The organism is Acetobacter oryzifermentans (assembly GCF_001628715.1).
GTDB classification, from domain to species: Bacteria; Pseudomonadota; Alphaproteobacteria; order Acetobacterales; family Acetobacteraceae; genus Acetobacter; species Acetobacter oryzifermentans.
On the sequence record NZ_CP011120.1, the window covers coordinates 2148127 to 2164569 of the forward strand.

The window sequence follows — 16443 nt, forward strand, 5'->3', positions numbered from 1 at the left end:
TTAGACCTGTTCTACCCGAGAAACGCCAGAAAGTGTGCGCAACCTTTGCCCTAAAACGGGCGTAACCTTGTAACGGCCTCGTAGGCGCACCTCTACATCGCAACTATCTGCAACACCCGGCAACAAAACAACCCGCCCTGCTCCGCCCTTTTGTGGTTCCAGAATAGCTTGCAAATCTGGCAAGGCATCGGGCTTTTCTAACCATACCCGCATTTCGCTTTGTCCTTGTGCCGCAGCGGCTTCCAAATCCACAATATCTGTAGCGGTAAGCCGCAGAGCTTCGCCTTCCAGCTTTAAATCGGCTGTTACGAGTATAGCGGTACCAGCTACCAGAATATCACGCACACGCGTCAGCACTTCCGAAAAAACAGTTACTTCGCAACCACCAGATGCATCGGAAAGGCGTACCCATGCCATTTTATTACCTGTGCGGGTTGGGCGTTCCTTTTTGTCCACCACACAGCCAGCAATTTTAACCCGGCCACCACCCAGTTCCGCCGCCGTTAACAACTGAGATGTGCGCGTCACACCCAAACGGCGCAGCACCGAACCATAAGCATCCAACGGGTGGGCTGTCATATGGAAGCCAATAGCTTCTGCCTCCATCGCCAGACGTTCAAATTCTGGCCAATCGTGCCCTTCCACCAACCGCAGAGGCTCAACTTCACCTGGGCCACCAAACAACCCAATTTGGCCAGAAGCTGCCTCCTGCGCCTGGCTATGTGCCCGCCTTAAAATAACATCTGCTGATCTGAAAACACGGGCCCGGTTTTTATCAATACATTCAAACGCGCCAGCTTTTGCCAGATTTTCCAACTGCATCCGGTTGATGTGCTTGGGATCAATACGGATTGCAAAATCTGCTAGATTTTTGAAAGGTTTTTCTCCCCTCACCTCCACCAGAGATTCCATTGCGCCATAGCCCACCTTTTTGATGGCAGCTAGCGCATAGCGGATTGCGTATGTTCCATCTGGCTGTTTTTCGACCGAAAAATCAGCTTCTGATTTATTGATATTTGGCGGCAATACTGCAATGTGCATCCGCTCTGCTTCCTGACGCAAAGCAGCAAGTTTTTCTGTACGTTCCCGCGCCAAAGACATGCAAGCAGCCAAAAAGGCCACTGGATGGTTAGCCTTCATCCATGCTGTTTGGTACGAAACAAAAGCATAAGCAGCGGCATGAGATTTATTAAAGCCGTAATCTGCAAACTTAGCCATAAGGTCAAAAACCTCAACGGCTTTATCACGGTCAATCCCGCGCTTGGTGGCGCCTTCTGTAAAAATTTCGCGCTGGTGATCCATTTCCGAACGGATCTTTTTACCCATGGCACGACGTAGCAAATCTGCGCCACCCAGACTGTAGCCAGCCATTTTTTGGGCAATCTGCATAACCTGTTCCTGATAGACCATGATACCATAGGTCTCTTCAAGAATATCGCGAATTTCCTCGTGCGGGGGCTCCCATACCTCTCCGTGTTTTCTACGGCAATAATCGGGAATATTCGCCATTGGCCCTGGGCGATACAGCGCCACAGCTGCAATCAGGTCTTCTATGCGGGTTGGGCGCATTTGTTTAAGAACATCGCGCATGCCCGCGCCTTCAAACTGGAAGACGCCAGCGGTATCACCCCGCCCCAACATTTCATACGTTTTGGGGTCATCCAGCGGAATGTGGCTGAGATCTACATCCTTGCCCATACGGCGGATGAAATCGACACCCCGTTTGAGGATAGTGAGTGTTGTTAAACCAAGAAAGTCGAACTTAACGAGACCCGCCTGCTCAACAAACTTCATGTTATATTGAGTGACGAGCGTATCACTTTTCGGGTCTCGGTACAGCGGCACAAGCTGCACAAGCGGCCTATCGCCTATCACCACCCCAGCCGCATGCGTACTGGCATGGCGGAAGAGCCCTTCCAACTGCTGGGCTATTTCCAGCAGCCTGCGCAGGGCCTCATCATTATCACGCATTTCCTGCAGCTTGGGTTCACCTGCAATGGCTTCTTTTAGGGTAACCGGTTTGGCAGGATTGTTAGGGATAAGCTCTGCCACACGGTTAACCATACCATACGGCAAACCCAGCACACGCCCAACATCGCGCACGGCAGCACGCGCTTGCAGCTTACCGAAGGTAATAATCTGCGCAACACGGTCTGATCCATATTCATGCCGCACATAGGAAATCACTTCGTCTCGCCGATCCTGACAGAAATCGATATCAAAGTCAGGCATGGAAACGCGTTCTGGATTTAGAAAACGTTCGAACAGCAAATTAAACGGAATAGGGTCAATATCCGTAATGGTAAGCGCCCATGCAGCCAAAGACCCCGCACCAGAACCACGGCCCGGCCCAACCGGTATGCCATGCGCCTTAGCCCACTGGATAAAGTCCGCCACGATCATGAAGTAACCGGGGAACCCCATTTTGGAGATAATATCCAACTCGAAACGTAAACGTTCCTTATATTTCTCTACTGTTTCTGCATCCAGCTTCATGCCGGACATACGGTGTTCCAACCCTTCCCACGCCATAGCACGCAGGGTTTCATCTTCTGTCGCGCCTTCTCTTACCTTAGGGCAAACTGGCAAAAGCGGCTTGCGGGTTTCCACCTTAATAGCGCAGCGGCGGGCTATTTCCAAAGTGTTGTCACACGCATCTGGCAAATCGGCAAAAAGTGCGCGCATCATTTCCGGCGGCTTGAACCAATGCTCCGGCGTTACACGAAAGCGGTCTTTTTCTGCCATCGTGCGCCCTTGAGCGATGCACAATAGGGCATCCTGTGCTTCGTACATTTTTGGTGTAGGAAAAAAGCACTCATTCGTTGCCACTAATGGCAGACCAAACCGATCGGCCAACGTCAGCACGCCCGGTTCCACAGCTTTTTCAACACCTAATCCATGCCGGTGCAGTTCTACAATCAGCCTGTCACCAAAGGCTTCATGCACACGGGCCAGCCATTTTTCGGCATCTTCCGTTTGCCCTTCTGCCAGCATCTGAAAAAGTGGCCCACGTGTGCCACCTGTCAGCAGCAACAGCCCCTCTGCTTTCTCACATAGCAAATCCAGAGAAACAAAAGGGTCTGCCGGATCTGAATTTTGGAACCCGGCTGAAGAAAGAAACTGGAGATTCGCCAACCCTGCTTCATTCTGTGCCAGAAGCACTACAGGCTCGGCGGGGGCGCCGGGTTTGTCATTACGCGCAGGCAGGCCGATCTGGCTGCCAATAATAGGCTGAATACCGCTTTTGGTACAATACTGAGAAAATTCCAACGCCCCGAACAGATTGCCTGAATCTGCAATACCCACAGCAGGCATGTGCATTTCCTTCGCCAGCCCCACAATATCGGGCACACGAATGGCCCCCTGGCTAAGCGAATAGGCAGAATGAACACGAAGATGAACAAAATCAGCATAAGACATGCGTCTTTATAGCACAGACTTGAAGCTTTTCACTCTGCCTAAAGTTTTGTTTCAAGCTAGTCCCCACGCGTGTGGGGAACAGCCAACGAGCACGACCTTATTTACGGAGCCAGCCGGTTCATCCCCGCGTGTGCGGGGAACACTCTTTGTGGAACCATTTGATTCCATAGCATTATTTTACTGTCAAAGAATCCACCAACCATAAAAGGGCCCAGCCACTTCTGGAATAGTGGCACATTCATGGATACATTGCAGCACTTTGCAGTTTTGGAACACTTATTCCAGCTGACTAAATTACTGACGTTCAGGATTCATCATGCAGATTGTAAAAACCAAAGCAGAACTGGCAGCACTCAGCACCAGTTGGCGGAAAGATGGCCAGACTATTGGCTTTGTGCCGACCATGGGCGCACTTCATGCAGGCCATATCTCACTCATAAATGCGCTGGATGGCAAAGCCTCCCGTCGAATTGTGTCCATTTTTGTAAATCCTATCCAATTCAACAACACCAATGATTTCCAGCATTACCCGCGCGGGCTGGAAGATGATGCTGGCCTGCTACGCAATACCGGCAAAGTGGACGTGCTTTACGCCCCAGATGAAAGCCAAATGTACCCTCCCGGCTTTGCAACTCGTATAAGTGTTTCTGGGTTGGATACTATGCTGTGTGGCGGAGACAGACCCGGCCATTTTGATGGCGTTGCCACTGTGGTTACCAAACTGTTTTTACAAACACGCGCCAATATCGCAGCCTTTGGTGAAAAAGATTACCAGCAACTCTGCCTCATCAAACGCATGGTGCAGGATTTGGATCTACCTGTAGATATTTTACCCGTGCCCACTTTGCGAGAAGCAGACGGGCTTGCCCTTTCATCCCGCAACCGCAGGCTTACGCCACAACAACGCCAACAAGCCACGCTCCTACCCCAAGCCCTAAAGGCATGCCTTGCAGCCATGCGGAACGGCACAAATGTAGAAAGCAGCTTGGCCACATGCCGTGAAGCATTAAAGAATGCAGGCTTTCACGTTCATTACCTGGAACTCCGCAATGCGGAAAATCTGGCACTTGCCCCTATTGCCAGCAAAGATACACGTTTGTTTATAGCTGCCAGCTTAGGAGACATCCGGCTTATTGATAATATGCCGTTTGCCTAACTTTGGTTTTCCATAAAACTTTTTCCACTATAGCAGAGAACCCAAAATCATGAGCATCAAACGTCTTGCTCCCGAAGAACGCTTAACAGGCGCTGTTATTCATAATGGTCTTGTTTATCTGGCTGGCCAGATTGCCGATGATTCCACATTGGATGCAGAAGGCCAGATGGCTGATATTCTACGGCAGGTAGATGCCTTATTGGCTGAAGCTGGCACGGACAAAAGCCGCCTTATTTCCGTACAGATCTTTCTGGCCGACATGAATGATATGGCTGGCATGAATCGTGCATGGGATGCATGGCTGGACAAAAACAATAAACCCGCCCGCGCAACGGTAGAAGCCAAACTGGCAGACCCCACATGGAAGGTGGAACTCACCGGAATTGCCGCGTTACCTCAACCATAATTGCTTTAATAGTGGACGGCTGTTTTGCCAGCCGTTCACTACAAAAAACGAGGCATAAGCAAATGCTTTAATGCATTGATACAATTTATAAATTTTACAGGGAAATAAGGCTGGCTCCCGAAGTAGGACTCGAACCTACGACCCAGCGATTAACAGTCGCTTGCTCTACCAACTGAGCTATTCGGGACCAGCGAGGGAGCATATAGCTAACCTAAATCGCGCCGTAAACCCCCTTTTTTATTTTTTTTCATATCTCCTCCATCACTCATAAAGCGACAGACACAGCAAGACATAGTAAACCTACAAAAATGAACGCCCAAGGTCCTTCCCAAACACGTCGTAATCTCCTGCTAGCCGGTATGGGCGGTATTGCCGCCATTGGCGGAGGAACCTTTTTGGCAACACGAGGCAAGCATCACACACACAAACAGCCCGATGGTGCTTATCGGCAGATCAAAATAGGTTGGCCAAATTCTGGATCGGCACCAGTTTTGGCTGTGGCTGCACAAAAAGATTTTTTTGCGCATTACAGCTTGGATGTCGATCTGCCCTTCGCCACCATAAATGGGGAAGACACCATTAATGCACTGGCCAGAGGGGATATTTCCTACGCCGTAGCCCCTGCCCTTACGTGGCTCAGGCACCTTTATGCAGGGCTAAATGCGCAGTTGCTTATTGGCGTGCAGCCGGGCAATTTTCGGCTGTTAGTACGCCGCAGCAGCCATATTACACGGCTAGACCAGCTTATGGGCCACACTGTAGCCGTTATGGATCAGAACGCAGCAGATAAGCTGTTTTTTGCCATTATGATGCGCCGCAAAGGGCTAGACGCCATGAACCGCATCAACTGGCTGGATCTACCTCTGCCACAAATTGATGATGCCGCACGCAGCCAAAGAATTGATGCCGTTGTCGCGCATGATTATCAAGCATGGTGGCTGCTTCAATCGTTCCCTGATATGTTTATTGAACTAGCAGGCAGCAATACTGGCCACTATGCTGAGCGCACAAGTATGGTGCTTGGCGCCTCCAGTTCTGCCCTACAAGATGACCCAGATGCCGCCATTGCCCTTGTGCTGGCCCTACGTGATGCAGCACGCTGGACAGATACCCACCGCGATGATGCTGCAACCCTGATTGCACCAGATATTACGGATCTTTCTGCAGCCAGCATACGCGCCATGCTACACAGTGAACCTGCTATCCGGCCCGTTATTGGCAAATCATTGCGCGAACAACTGGCGCAGTATTGTGATGAACTGCAACTGGTCAGCCTACTGCCCGACACAGAAGACAGCACAGCACTTGCTCATCATTATGCGCGGAATGTTTTGAAAGAATAAAGAAAGTGCAGGCACATTTTTAATTGCGCCTACACTTTACTTGAAAGCTTTACTGCAAGCCTTCTACAAACTGAGCAATACGCTGGCAGGCCTCGCGCAGTGTTTCATCTGCCGTTGCGCAGGACAAACGCAAATAAGGTGAATGCCCAAAGGCGCTTCCTGGCACAGTGGCTACAAAAGCCTCTTCCAGCAAAGCTAATGCAAAGTCATGGTCTGTTTCTAACCGCTTACCGGCAGCAGTTGTTCGGCCAAGACACCCGGCAACACCCGGATACGCATAAAACGCACCATCGGGCATAGCGCAGGTAAACCCCGGAATGGCCCGCAATGCTTCCACAACCATCCGGCGGCGGCGGCCATATGTTGCCACCATTTCCTGCACCAAATCTGCCGGGCCATCCAACGCAGCCGCTGCAGCCGCCTGCGCTATGGAGCACACGCCAGATGTGGCATTGCCCTGAACACCCCGCATGGTAGCGATAAGATCTGCCGGACCGCCCGCAAAACCTACGCGCCAGCCTGTCATGGCATAAGCTTTAGAAACGCCATTAAGGGTAATGATGCGTTCTTTTAGATCAGGCGCTACAGCGGCAATAGATGCTGATTTTGCACCATCAAACACCAGATGTTCGTAAATCTCATCTGAAAGTATCCAGATATCTGGATACTGCCGCAACACTTCCGCAATAGCCCGCAGATCATCCGCTGAGCACACACCACCTGTTGGATTATTAGGAAAGTTCAACACCACCCAACGTGTGCGCGGTGTCAGCACTTTTGCCAGTTCATCCGCCTTCAGGCGGAAACCATCTTCCTCCCGGCAAGGTACAAAAACAGGTGTTGCACCAAACATACGGGCAATAAGCGGATAGCTGACCCAATAAGGCGTGGGCACCACCACTTCATCACCCGCATTCAGCGTGGCCATAAAAGCGTTGAAGATAACCTGCTTGCCACCGTTGGAGACCATAATCTCCTCCGGCTTATAATCCAGACCGTTTTCACGCGTGAACTTGCGGGCAATGGCCGCCTTAAGGGCTGGCGTACCATCTACGGGTGGATATTTGGTCTGCCCAGCCAAGGCGGCCTGATGGGCGGCCTCTACCACGGCAGGCGGTGTGGCAAAATCCGGTTCCCCCAAAGCAAGGGAGATAACGGGCTTGCCCTCCGCCTTAAGCACGCGTGCACGGCGTGCCATTTCAATAGTAGCCGGCGCAGGCAAACCTTTTAGTCTATTCGCAAAAGACCGCGCCATATTTTACAGCAGCCCTTTGCAAAAGCGCTGAATACGTGCGCAAGCTTCGCGCAGACTATCTGTATCCGTAGCATAGGAAATACGGATATGACCGGGGAACATGAAGGCCGAACCATGCACAGCGGCAACGCCTTCTTCTTCCAACAGAGCTGTTACGAAATCTTCATCCGTTTCCAGCTTTTTGCCACCCGGAGACGTTTTACCCAAGCATTTTTCAACTGTAGGGAACACATAGAACGCACCCTGCGGTACATCACATTCCAGCCCTTCGGCTTCATTCAGCATGGAAACAACCATGTCACGCCGCCCCTGATAGGTGGCAACCATTTCCTGAATGAACTCCTGCGGGCCGGTGAGTGCTTCCACAGCCGCAGCCTGTGCGATGGAACAAGTGTTGGAGGTGGACTGCCCCTGAAGTTTGTTCATGGCTTTTGTTAGCTCTACCGGAGCACCAGAAAAACCAATGCGCCAGCCTGTCATGGCATACGCCTTGGAAACACCATTCATGGTAACGGTGCGGCTACGCAGCAGAGGCTCCACTTCCACAAATGTAGCAGGGCGGAAGCCATCGTAAGCCAGCTTGGCATAGATATCGTCTGTAAAGATCCACACATGCGGGTGGCGGAGCAGAACATCACACAGCGGGCGCAGGTCTTCGGCAGAATAGGCCACACCTGTAGGGTTACAGGGTGAGTTCAGAAAAAACCATTTTGTGCGCGGCGTAATGGCGGCTTCCAACTGTTCTGCTGTAATCCGAAAACCATTTTCACGCTTGCAGGGTACAATAACGGGCTTGCCTTCTGCCAACGTAACAATATCGGGGTAGGAAACCCAGCATGGAGCCGGAATAATTGCCTCGTCACCCGGATTAAGGGTGGACATCATGGCATTGTAGATAACCTGTTTGCCACCTGTGGAAACAATAATTTCCTCCGGCGTGTAATCCAGACCACTATCCAGCTTAAAACGCTCTGCCACAGCCTTACGCAGCTCTGGCGTGCCAGCAACATCGGTATAACGGGTTTGGCCGTTTTCAATCGCCTTGGCTGCTGCGCGGGAGATGTTTTCGGGTGTGCGAAAATCTGGCTCACCAGCAGAAAGGCTGATGATGTTCCGGCCTTCAGCTTTAAGTGCACGCGCCCGTGTCGAAATGACAATCGTCTGGCTCGGGCTGATCCTGTTCATGCGGTCAGCAACAATGCTCATGGTTCTCTTACTTTCCGACACTATGTTTTTCATGCCAGTTACCAGGACACCCTACATGCCCCTGAAACAGACATTCGGTTCTGGGGCGGCACAGTAATCCTGTTCGGCCTCCGGCGGAACCGGAGATTTCTCATACGCCGCGTTTTTTGTACGCAATTCAGCGTTTATCTCTCAAAAGTGTGTGGGAAACCTGCCTTGCAGCGCACATCTTCCGCTGAAAGGCCTGCCTTGCGCATAGCCCGCACAGCCAATGCACCATCCCGCTTGGCCAGCCTGCGGCCTTCTGCATTACATAATAATGGATGAAAGCTGTAGTCTGGCACGTTCCAGCCCATAAGGGCTTGCAATACGCGATGCAGGTCTGTTGCTGGGCGCAGATCTTCCCCGCGTGTTACCAGTGTAACGCCTTGGGCGGCATCATCATGCGTGACGCAAAGATGATAAGATGCGGGAATGTCTTTGCGTGCAAGCACCACATCACCGAACAATTCAGGGTGGCATAAAACTGTTCCACGTTCTTGATCCTGATACGTCAGTGGTGCGCCACGTGTGCATTGGTTTATCCATTGCAAGGCTTTGCTCATATTCAGCCGTAACATATGGAGTTGCCCTTGGCTGATGCGCTCCTGCCGTTCCTGATCTGAAAGATGGCGACACGTTCCGGGGTAGCACAAACTGCCATCTGGAGCCGTATGTGGGGCTGAGAATATGGCGGCACTTTCACGCAGGATATCAGAGCGCGTGCAAAAACAGGGGTATAGCACCCCCATTGTATCCAACCTCGCCAACGTTGCCTGATAGGCAGGCATATTGGCCGATTGCCTTAAAACAGGCCGAGCGGAGCGCAAGCCCAACCATTCCAGATCTTGCAAAATGGCGGGAATAAATTCCGGCTTGCAGCGTTGGGTATCAATATCCTCCAGCCGTACAAACCATTCCCCATGCGGCTGGGCCTTTTGCCACCCATACAAAGCCGAGGCCACATGCCCCAGATGCAGAAAACCAGTGGGGCTAGGTGCAAAACGCGTTACCCACCCGGCATACTTTGTTTGACTATTATGTAATAAATTGTTCATGTTTTTCGTGAAACTATTACTAAACTCTCAAAAGACGCATCAAACAGACAGTCGTTTTGTTGCCTCACTCCCGAACCTCTGCAATACTATATGTAGTAATTACCTCGACGACGCACCTTTTGCAGGCAATCGGCTCCGAGTTTTACGATCGCAGAAAGATGCGCCCTCGAAGATAAGCCGAGGAGACAAGTCTTGCCTGACGGTAGTGCCCTCAACTTTCCTGCATTGGTTCTAAATGCAGATTTCCGGCCACTCTCCTACTATCCCCTTTCCCTATGGGCATGGCAGGATGCCATTAAAGCTGTCTGGCTGGATCGGGTTTCTGTGCTGAGCGAGTACGAAACAGAAGTACATTCTCCGCACCATACCATCCGCCTGCCCAGTGTAATTGCCTTAAAAGACTACATTCCCGCAGCCCGCAAACCTGCTTTTACCCGTTTTAATGTTTTCCTGCGTGACAACTTTTCCTGCCAGTATTGTGGGGAACGCCATCCTACGCAGGAACTAACGTTTGACCATGTTATTCCGCGCTGCAAAGGCGGCAAAACAAGCTGGGAAAATATTGTAACCGCATGCGGGTGCTGCAATCTGCGCAAAGGCTCTCATCTTCCACATGTTATCGGCATGTTGCCACGGCATCGGCCAGAACGTCCATCTTCGTGGCAGCTACAGGAAAATGGGCGCGCCTTTCCCCCCAACTATCTGCACGAAAGCTGGCGCGATTACCTGTATTGGGACACAGAACTAGAAAACTAATCAGGCAGCCACTTTTTAGCGCGTATAGCTGTACCCGTATTCATCTGCCTGTTTCTGAAGATCCGGAGCATCTTTCAGGTTCAGCGGAATCGGTTTTGCGTTTTTCTCACCAAACATAAAGTTATGGTTGGTCATGCGCTGGCATGTATTGGCGGCCAGCGGAAAGCTAAGATACATCGGCCCGGCCATTTGCTTGCGCAGGCAGGTAATATCCGTATCAACCAATGGCAGACGCCCCACCTCGGAAGAGCAACCACCCAGCAGGGTTAGGCCTACCGCTACAAACCCAAGGCGTAATGTATTTTTCATCTGCATAACGGATCAGCCACCTTGCTTCAGCATATTTGACAGCGGCTGGAGGCCGCGCTGGCGTGTTATTCGGAAACATTCATACTGCCAGCTTCTGCCTAACTCAGCTAGACAGGGAACATCACGCCCCCTGTCTGCCTGCCGCATGGCAGAACTGGCTAAAATGAAAAATGCCGCTTTTAGCTTACTTCGTAACCTGCACCACGGATTGCATTCTGCAAGGAAGAAACGCCAGCCCGTGTTGGATCATACGTTACTTTCACTTCGCGCGTTGCCAGATTAACATCTGTGGCTTCTACACCATCAATAGCAGCAAGGGCGCGCTTAATAGCAGACACGCAGCCATCACACGTCATACCATCCACCATAAAGCTTGCTGTGGTTTGGGTCATTTATCTTTCCCTTTATAAAATAACATATTTAACGTGGCCCGCCTTATAGCGCAGCTCTGGCCCAGACGGAATAAGCAGATAGGCAGTCTGCCATCCTGCATTCTCATGATATGCTGCCCGGATGAGCAGCCTTTCCATGTATTCCGGCCCCGACAAGATGCACACCACCCTATCTCAGTGGCAGGATATACCCCTCCACCGCCTGATGTTAGCGACTCTTATAGAAAAACTGGAAAACAGGCTGCTTGCCAACCCCAGCGCCACACGTGTTCTGGAACAATGGATAAGTACTTACAATCTGGCCCCAGACAATAACCTGCATGCTCATCGCCAAACAGAAGGCACGGCACCCTGCCCGCCGTTCTTGTTGCAAACGCTATTAGGTACCTGTGATACGCAAGCAGAAGATGTGCATTACAGGAAGGTGCAACTTACCGCACATGGGAAGGTTTTTTCAGAAGCAGAAAACTGGTACATTCCGGCCAGATTATCCCCCGAAATGGCCACCCAACTGGACACAACAGATAAGCCCTTTGGGCTTGTTGTGGCGGCGCTTAACTTCTCTCGCCAACTTATCAAACGGGAGAGCCTGTGGTTCCCTCTTCCAGATCAATGGGAACAACATGGAATACCGGTTGGTTCAGGCAAGCCTATTGGCCTGCCGCCCTATCTTTTCCGCCATATGGCGGTACTACGCACGCAAACAGGGCAAGCTTTTTGCGTGGTAATTGAAACCTATACCGCAGAAGCATTAGGGTTTCGGCCGCCAGCCATGCCAGCATAAACGAAAACCCCTTTGCTTATATCTTAGGCTTCGGCGTCAGCCTCTGCGCATTCACCCATACGCGTTGTATCTACAAACTTTTCAGTATCATCATCCAGCGCACGTGTTTTACGCCCACCGGGACCATGCACGTACAGGTCTTTCTTATTCAGCTTAGAAACAGCATCAGGCTGCACAGGCATCAGATACCGAGCAGGGCGCTGATGATCCGCCAACTGAAGTTTGGGGTTAAAGACCGAATTGAACTTCCAGAGCATTTTTACAAAGTTGGTCTGGCCATTACGCAGCAGACGCGCCGCAATACCTGCGGTGTCTTTCAGTGCTTCCCAACCCATGTGCTTGGTGTTGAGCACCTGCTGGGTTTTCACCAGTTCTTCGTAAAACTCAGGCAGCGGCAAGGTAGTGGGTAGCACCGCATGCTGAATATCGAACAAACGATAATCCCGCGTTGTCAGACGGCGTGCTTCCTTGTGCCAGATTTCTGTGCCCGGATACGGCGTGGTAACAGAAATATTCACAATATCCGGAATTTCCAAGCACCACTGACGCACTGTTTCAAAGCGCTTCCGATCCCATGAAGGATCAGCAATGATGTTAATGGCAACAATCAGCCCCAGAGAACGTGCGTATTCCAGCGCTTCAAAGTTTTTATCCAGAGAAACACGCTTACGGAACTGCTTCAGACCTTCTTCATCCACAGCTTCCATGCCGATGAAGATGTAGGAAAGCCCGATTTCACTCCAGACCTTGAACACTTCCTTATTACGCAGCAGCACGTCTGCACGCGTTTCAAGGTAGTATTCCTTTTTAATGCCGCGCTTCTTGATTTCGTTGGCAATGGCCATGCCGTGCTCTTCATGCACGAAAGCCACGTCATCCACGATAAAGATGCCGGGTTCCTTAATTTCCTCCAGCTCATCCGCAATCACCTGCGGGCTGGCTGTACGGTAGGAACGGCCATAGAATGTCCATGCAGAACAGAACGTGCAATCCCACGGGCAACCACGCGCAAATTCGATAGAGGCCGCCGGGTCCAGCGTGCCAATAAAGTATTTGTTGCGGTGCCGCAGAAGGTCACGCGCTGGGCGCACTTTATCCAGAGATTCTACAAAAATGGGGGGCGGCCCTTCACCATCTTTGGTGATAACGCCGGGCACTTCTAGAATATCCTTACCATTCTGCACGGCTTCCAGCAGCAGCCCAACCGTGGCATCGCCTTCACCTTTAAGAATGCAATTAATAGTACCTTCAGAAAGTTCCAGAACATCCTTTGCAATAAAGGATACAGAGTGCCCGCCTACAAACTGGAAGATATTGGGATTGCGGTAGCGGGTTTCTCGGCACAGATCCAGAATTTCTGGCACGTTTGCCAGATAGTTACCGGAGTAACACACCACATCGGGCTGAAACTCATCGAGCATTTTCCAGTAATCTTCATGCGTTTCGGCCTGAAGATCCAAAATCTGCACATCATGGCCGGCACTCCGAGCTGCGCCAGCAACCAGCTCCATGCCAAGAGGCTCCAGACGGAGAAAGACCCGCGTGTACATCAGGGCGCTGGGGTGAACCGCCAGAACTTTCATGTCATTCCTTTTCGCTCGCAAAGCCAACAGCGCGCGGAGGTTTCCTCAACACGCAGCCGGAAAAATTCTCTGGACGCTTACATATTAGAGGAATGCTTATAGAGCAAATGTTAGGCGTGACCCCATCTTTGCAGCCACACCTCCCATGCAAAAGGTGATTACCTCTTGCAGACTGCGCCTCATTAGAGGGCCACAGCAACATATTTATATCGCTCTGGCTGGCAGCAAATCCACCAGCCAGAGTGAATCCGAAAAAAACGGATCAGGGCAGGATTTCGGTTTCCGCGAAGAAGAAGCGGATTTCGTTCGCTGCGTTTTCTGCACTGTCAGAACCATGCACGGAGTTTGCTTCAATGCTTTCAGCAAACTGAGCGCGAATGGTGTTGGGTTCTGCCTTTTTGGGGTCTGTCGCACCCATTACTTCGCGGTTCTTGGCAACTGCGTTGTCGCCTTCCAAAACCTGCACCACAACCGGGCCGGAAATCATGAAGGACACCAGATCATTATAGAACGGGCGTTCTTTATGCACTTCATAGAATGCACCAGCCTGAGCTGGGGACAGCTGAATGCGCTTCTGGGCGACAATGCTCAGACCTGCGTCTTCAAACACGGCATTGATCTTGCCGGTCAGGTTGCGACGGGTTGCGTCCGGCTTGATAATGGATAGCGTACGTTCTTTAGCCATTGGGTTTCTCCTTTTTTCTGGCATACCAGCACTATAAGGGTGGCAGCCGTAGCGCTCCATCTAGAGCATATCGGCGCGGGCTGGTAGGTACCATGCCGGATGTAATGCACGATTCATAAAGAAACGAGAGTTGCGTTGAGCCTTCTTGTCATATCCGATCTTACCCTGCGTATGGCAGGCCGCACCCTTCTGGACCAAGCAAACCTGTCTATAGAGCCCGGCCGTAAGGTGGGCCTTATCGGGCGCAACGGAGCCGGAAAATCTACCCTGTTGGCCGCCATTGCGGGTGATATTTCCCCAGATGGTGGGGAAATTCGCCTGTCTGCCCGCGCCCGTATGGCACGCGTAAAGCAGGAAGCTCCAGCGGATGGCGCATCGCTTCTTGATACCGTGCTGGCTGGTGATACCGAACGCAGCGCCCTTCTAGCAGAAGCCGAAACGGCGACTGACCCTGTGCGCATTACAGAAATACATGAACGCCTGCGCGCCATACGTGCAGATAGCGCCCCGGCACGCGCGGCTTCTGTTCTGGCAGGGTTAGGGTTTAATGCCGCTGCACAGGCCCGCCCTGTTTCAGACTTTTCTGGTGGCTGGCGTATGCGCGTTTCCTTGGCAACTGCGCTGTTTCTGGAACCAGATTTGCTGCTGCTGGATGAACCCACCAACCATTTGGATCTGGAAGCCACCCTGTGGCTGGAAGATTGGCTCCGCCGATTCGCAGGGGCTGCGCTGATTGTCAGCCATGATAGAGGGCTACTGGATTCCTGCGTGGATGCCATTGCGCATCTGGACCATGGCAAGCTCAGCCTAACGCCGGGTGGATACGAAAATTTTGTGCGCATTCGCACAGAGCAAGCCTTACAGCAGGCCCGGCAAGTTGAAAAAATTGCGGCCCAGCGGGCGCATATGCAATCCTTTGTTGATAGATTCCGGGCCAAGGCTACCAAAGCCAAGCAGGCACAAGCGCGCCTAAAGGCGTTGGAAAAACTGCCCGTTATCGAATCCGTGGTGGAAGAAACGCCCGCTCACTTCTCATTCCCAGAACCCGAGCAACTTCCTCCGCCTATTTTGAGCATGAACCGTGCCAGCGTGGGGTATGAGGGCAAGCCTGTGCTCAGCAATCTTTCCCTCCGGTTAGATATGGATGATCGCATTGCCCTGCTTGGTGCCAACGGGAACGGCAAATCCACCTTTGCCAAACTTCTTGCAGGCAGGTTGGAACCACTCTCTGGCACGGTAGAGCGTAACCCCCGCCTTAAAATTGGGTATTTTGCTCAGCATCAGGCGGAAGAACTACGCCTGAACGAAACACCCATAGACCACATGGCACGCGCTCTGCCAAAAGCCACACCCCCGGTTGTGCGCGCCCAGCTTGCACGCTTTGGGCTAGATGCAGAACGGGCAGAAACAGCAGTTAAAGACCTTTCGGGCGGAGAAAAAGCACGCCTGCTGTTAGCCTTGGCAACGCGTGATGCCCCGCAACTCCTGCTGTTGGATGAACCAACCAACCATTTGGACCTAGATGCCCGCGATGCGCTTATTCGTGCGCTGGCAGACTATGAAGGTGCTGTAGTTCTGATCAGCCATGATCCACATCTGGTTGAACTGGTGGCTGACCGGCTGTGGTTGGTAGGTGATGGCAAGATTACCCCATTTGAAGGCGATATGGCGGAATATCGCGCGTGGCTGATCGAACACAACCGCGCTGCAAACCGTCCAAAACAGGATAATGCCGCCCAGCCCAGCCGCAAGGATGACCGGCGTGAACGTGCAGAAGCCCGCAAAGCCTTGGCCCCTTTGCGCAAAATTATAAAAGATGCAGAAGCGCGTCTTGCCAAACTGGCGCAGGAACAGAAGAAAATTGAAGCCAGTTTGGCTGATCCTGCACTGTATAGCGAAGGAAAAACACAGGATCTCACGCGTCTGAACACACGCCTTGCCGCCCTAAAAAAAGAGCAGGAAGAAGTGGAAGAACGTTGGCTAACTGCCGAAGCTGAAATGGAAGCAGCCGCCAACGAGGCCTGATGCCTTTGCTGGCGTGAGGCATTTTTGCCAATGCGCCAGCTTTTTGT

General features: G+C 51.8%; 14 protein-coding genes and 1 tRNA gene. 6 read left to right on the top strand and 9 right to left on the bottom strand.

The window, feature by feature from the left end:
* On the bottom strand, positions 1-3420 hold the full coding sequence (dnaE, locus tag WG31_RS10150) for a DNA polymerase III subunit alpha (protein WP_006117471.1): 3420 nt from the start codon (positions 3418-3420) through the stop codon (positions 1-3).
* 316 nt (positions 3421-3736) lie between these two features.
* Here dnaE and panC point away from each other — a divergent pair, with 316 nt between their 5' ends.
* Both panC and WG31_RS10160 read left to right on the top strand, forming a co-directional pair.
* Entirely contained in the window at positions 3737-4576 is an 840-nt protein-coding gene (gene panC, locus WG31_RS10155) for a pantoate--beta-alanine ligase (protein ID WP_063354447.1), read from the top strand.
* Positions 4577-4625: 49 nt separating this feature from the next.
* On the top strand, positions 4626-4982 hold the full coding sequence (locus tag WG31_RS10160; RefSeq protein WP_063354448.1) for a RidA family protein: 357 nt from the start codon (positions 4626-4628) through the stop codon (positions 4980-4982).
* Positions 4983-5093: 111 nt separating this feature from the next.
* Here WG31_RS10160 and WG31_RS10165 read toward each other — a convergent pair.
* Positions 5094-5169: transfer RNA gene (locus WG31_RS10165), tRNA-Asn, on the bottom strand.
* A 121-nt stretch (positions 5170-5290) separates the two neighbouring features.
* On the opposite strand from WG31_RS10165, the gene WG31_RS10170 reads away from it, so the two are divergent.
* The gene (locus WG31_RS10170; RefSeq protein WP_063354449.1) at positions 5291-6325 is read left to right on the top strand and encodes an ABC transporter substrate-binding protein; all 1035 of its coding nucleotides are present in this window, start codon (positions 5291-5293) and stop codon (positions 6323-6325) included.
* A 49-nt stretch (positions 6326-6374) separates the two neighbouring features.
* On the opposite strand, the gene WG31_RS10175 is transcribed toward WG31_RS10170, so the two are convergent.
* From WG31_RS10175 to gluQRS, 3 genes are all read right to left on the bottom strand, one after another.
* On the bottom strand, positions 6375-7580 hold the full coding sequence (locus WG31_RS10175; protein WP_063354450.1) for a pyridoxal phosphate-dependent aminotransferase: 1206 nt from the start codon (positions 7578-7580) through the stop codon (positions 6375-6377).
* A gap of 3 nt (positions 7581-7583) precedes the next feature.
* Positions 7584-8786: a pyridoxal phosphate-dependent aminotransferase gene (locus tag WG31_RS10180; protein WP_035351899.1), complete on the bottom strand. Its 1203-nt coding sequence runs from the start codon at positions 8784-8786 to the stop codon at positions 7584-7586.
* Between the two features lie 164 nt (positions 8787-8950).
* Positions 8951-9862, bottom strand: coding sequence for a tRNA glutamyl-Q(34) synthetase GluQRS (gene gluQRS / locus WG31_RS10185; RefSeq protein ID WP_063354451.1), 912 nt, complete (start codon positions 9860-9862; stop codon positions 8951-8953).
* Between the two features lie 192 nt (positions 9863-10054).
* On the opposite strand from gluQRS, the gene WG31_RS10190 reads away from it, so the two are divergent.
* The gene (locus tag WG31_RS10190; protein WP_006117478.1) at positions 10055-10618 is read left to right on the top strand and encodes an HNH endonuclease; all 564 of its coding nucleotides are present in this window, start codon (positions 10055-10057) and stop codon (positions 10616-10618) included.
* A gap of 15 nt (positions 10619-10633) precedes the next feature.
* On the opposite strand, the gene WG31_RS10195 is transcribed toward WG31_RS10190, so the two are convergent.
* Complete coding sequence (locus WG31_RS10195; protein WP_006117479.1) at positions 10634-10933, bottom strand: hypothetical protein; 300 nt, start codon at positions 10931-10933, stop codon at positions 10634-10636.
* Positions 10934-11106: 173 nt separating this feature from the next.
* Positions 11107-11319, bottom strand: coding sequence for a heavy-metal-associated domain-containing protein (locus tag WG31_RS10200; RefSeq protein WP_006117480.1), 213 nt, complete (start codon positions 11317-11319; stop codon positions 11107-11109).
* A gap of 121 nt (positions 11320-11440) precedes the next feature.
* Here WG31_RS10200 and WG31_RS10205 point away from each other — a divergent pair, with 121 nt between their 5' ends.
* Entirely contained in the window at positions 11441-12103 is a 663-nt protein-coding gene (locus WG31_RS10205) for a hypothetical protein (protein ID WP_063354452.1), read from the top strand.
* 23 nt (positions 12104-12126) lie between these two features.
* Here WG31_RS10205 and hpnR read toward each other — a convergent pair whose 3' ends face one another.
* Both hpnR and ndk read right to left on the bottom strand, forming a co-directional pair.
* Positions 12127-13686 carry a hopanoid C-3 methylase HpnR gene (gene hpnR / locus WG31_RS10210; RefSeq protein WP_035351893.1) on the bottom strand — a complete coding sequence of 520 codons (1560 nt, stop codon included), beginning with the start codon at positions 13684-13686 and terminating at the stop codon, positions 12127-12129.
* A gap of 262 nt (positions 13687-13948) precedes the next feature.
* A complete protein-coding gene (ndk, locus tag WG31_RS10215) occupies positions 13949-14371 on the bottom strand; it encodes a nucleoside-diphosphate kinase (RefSeq protein WP_026019373.1) in 423 nt (140 codons plus the stop codon).
* A gap of 135 nt (positions 14372-14506) precedes the next feature.
* Here ndk and WG31_RS10220 point away from each other — a divergent pair, with 135 nt between their 5' ends.
* Positions 14507-16396, top strand: a complete 1890-nt coding sequence (locus WG31_RS10220) for an ABC-F family ATP-binding cassette domain-containing protein (protein ID WP_063354453.1) — start codon at positions 14507-14509, stop codon at positions 16394-16396.
* The last annotated feature ends 47 nt before the right edge of the window (positions 16397-16443 follow it).

Excerpts from the sequence above, each read along its gene's own strand:
- WG31_RS10200 (WP_006117480.1), bottom strand. The coding sequence starts at position 11,319 with ATGACCCAAACCACAGCAAGCTTTATGGTGGATGGTATGACGTGTGAT.
- dnaE (WP_006117471.1), bottom strand. The coding sequence starts at position 3,420 with ATGTCTTATGCTGATTTTGTTCATCTTCGTGTTCATTCTGCCTATTCG.
- ndk (WP_026019373.1), bottom strand. The coding sequence starts at position 14,371 with ATGGCTAAAGAACGTACGCTATCCATTATCAAGCCGGACGCAACCCGT.
- WG31_RS10205 (WP_063354452.1), top strand. The coding sequence starts at position 11,441 with ATGAGCAGCCTTTCCATGTATTCCGGCCCCGACAAGATGCACACCACC.
- WG31_RS10160 (WP_063354448.1), top strand. The coding sequence starts at position 4,626 with ATGAGCATCAAACGTCTTGCTCCCGAAGAACGCTTAACAGGCGCTGTT.
- panC (WP_063354447.1), top strand. The coding sequence starts at position 3,737 with ATGCAGATTGTAAAAACCAAAGCAGAACTGGCAGCACTCAGCACCAGT.
- WG31_RS10170 (WP_063354449.1), top strand. The coding sequence starts at position 5,291 with ATGAACGCCCAAGGTCCTTCCCAAACACGTCGTAATCTCCTGCTAGCC.
- gluQRS (WP_063354451.1), bottom strand. The coding sequence starts at position 9,862 with ATGAACAATTTATTACATAATAGTCAAACAAAGTATGCCGGGTGGGTA.
- WG31_RS10195 (WP_006117479.1), bottom strand. The coding sequence starts at position 10,933 with ATGCAGATGAAAAATACATTACGCCTTGGGTTTGTAGCGGTAGGCCTA.
- WG31_RS10175 (WP_063354450.1), bottom strand. The coding sequence starts at position 7,580 with ATGGCGCGGTCTTTTGCGAATAGACTAAAAGGTTTGCCTGCGCCGGCT.
- WG31_RS10180 (WP_035351899.1), bottom strand. The coding sequence starts at position 8,786 with ATGAGCATTGTTGCTGACCGCATGAACAGGATCAGCCCGAGCCAGACG.
- hpnR (WP_035351893.1), bottom strand. The coding sequence starts at position 13,686 with ATGAAAGTTCTGGCGGTTCACCCCAGCGCCCTGATGTACACGCGGGTC.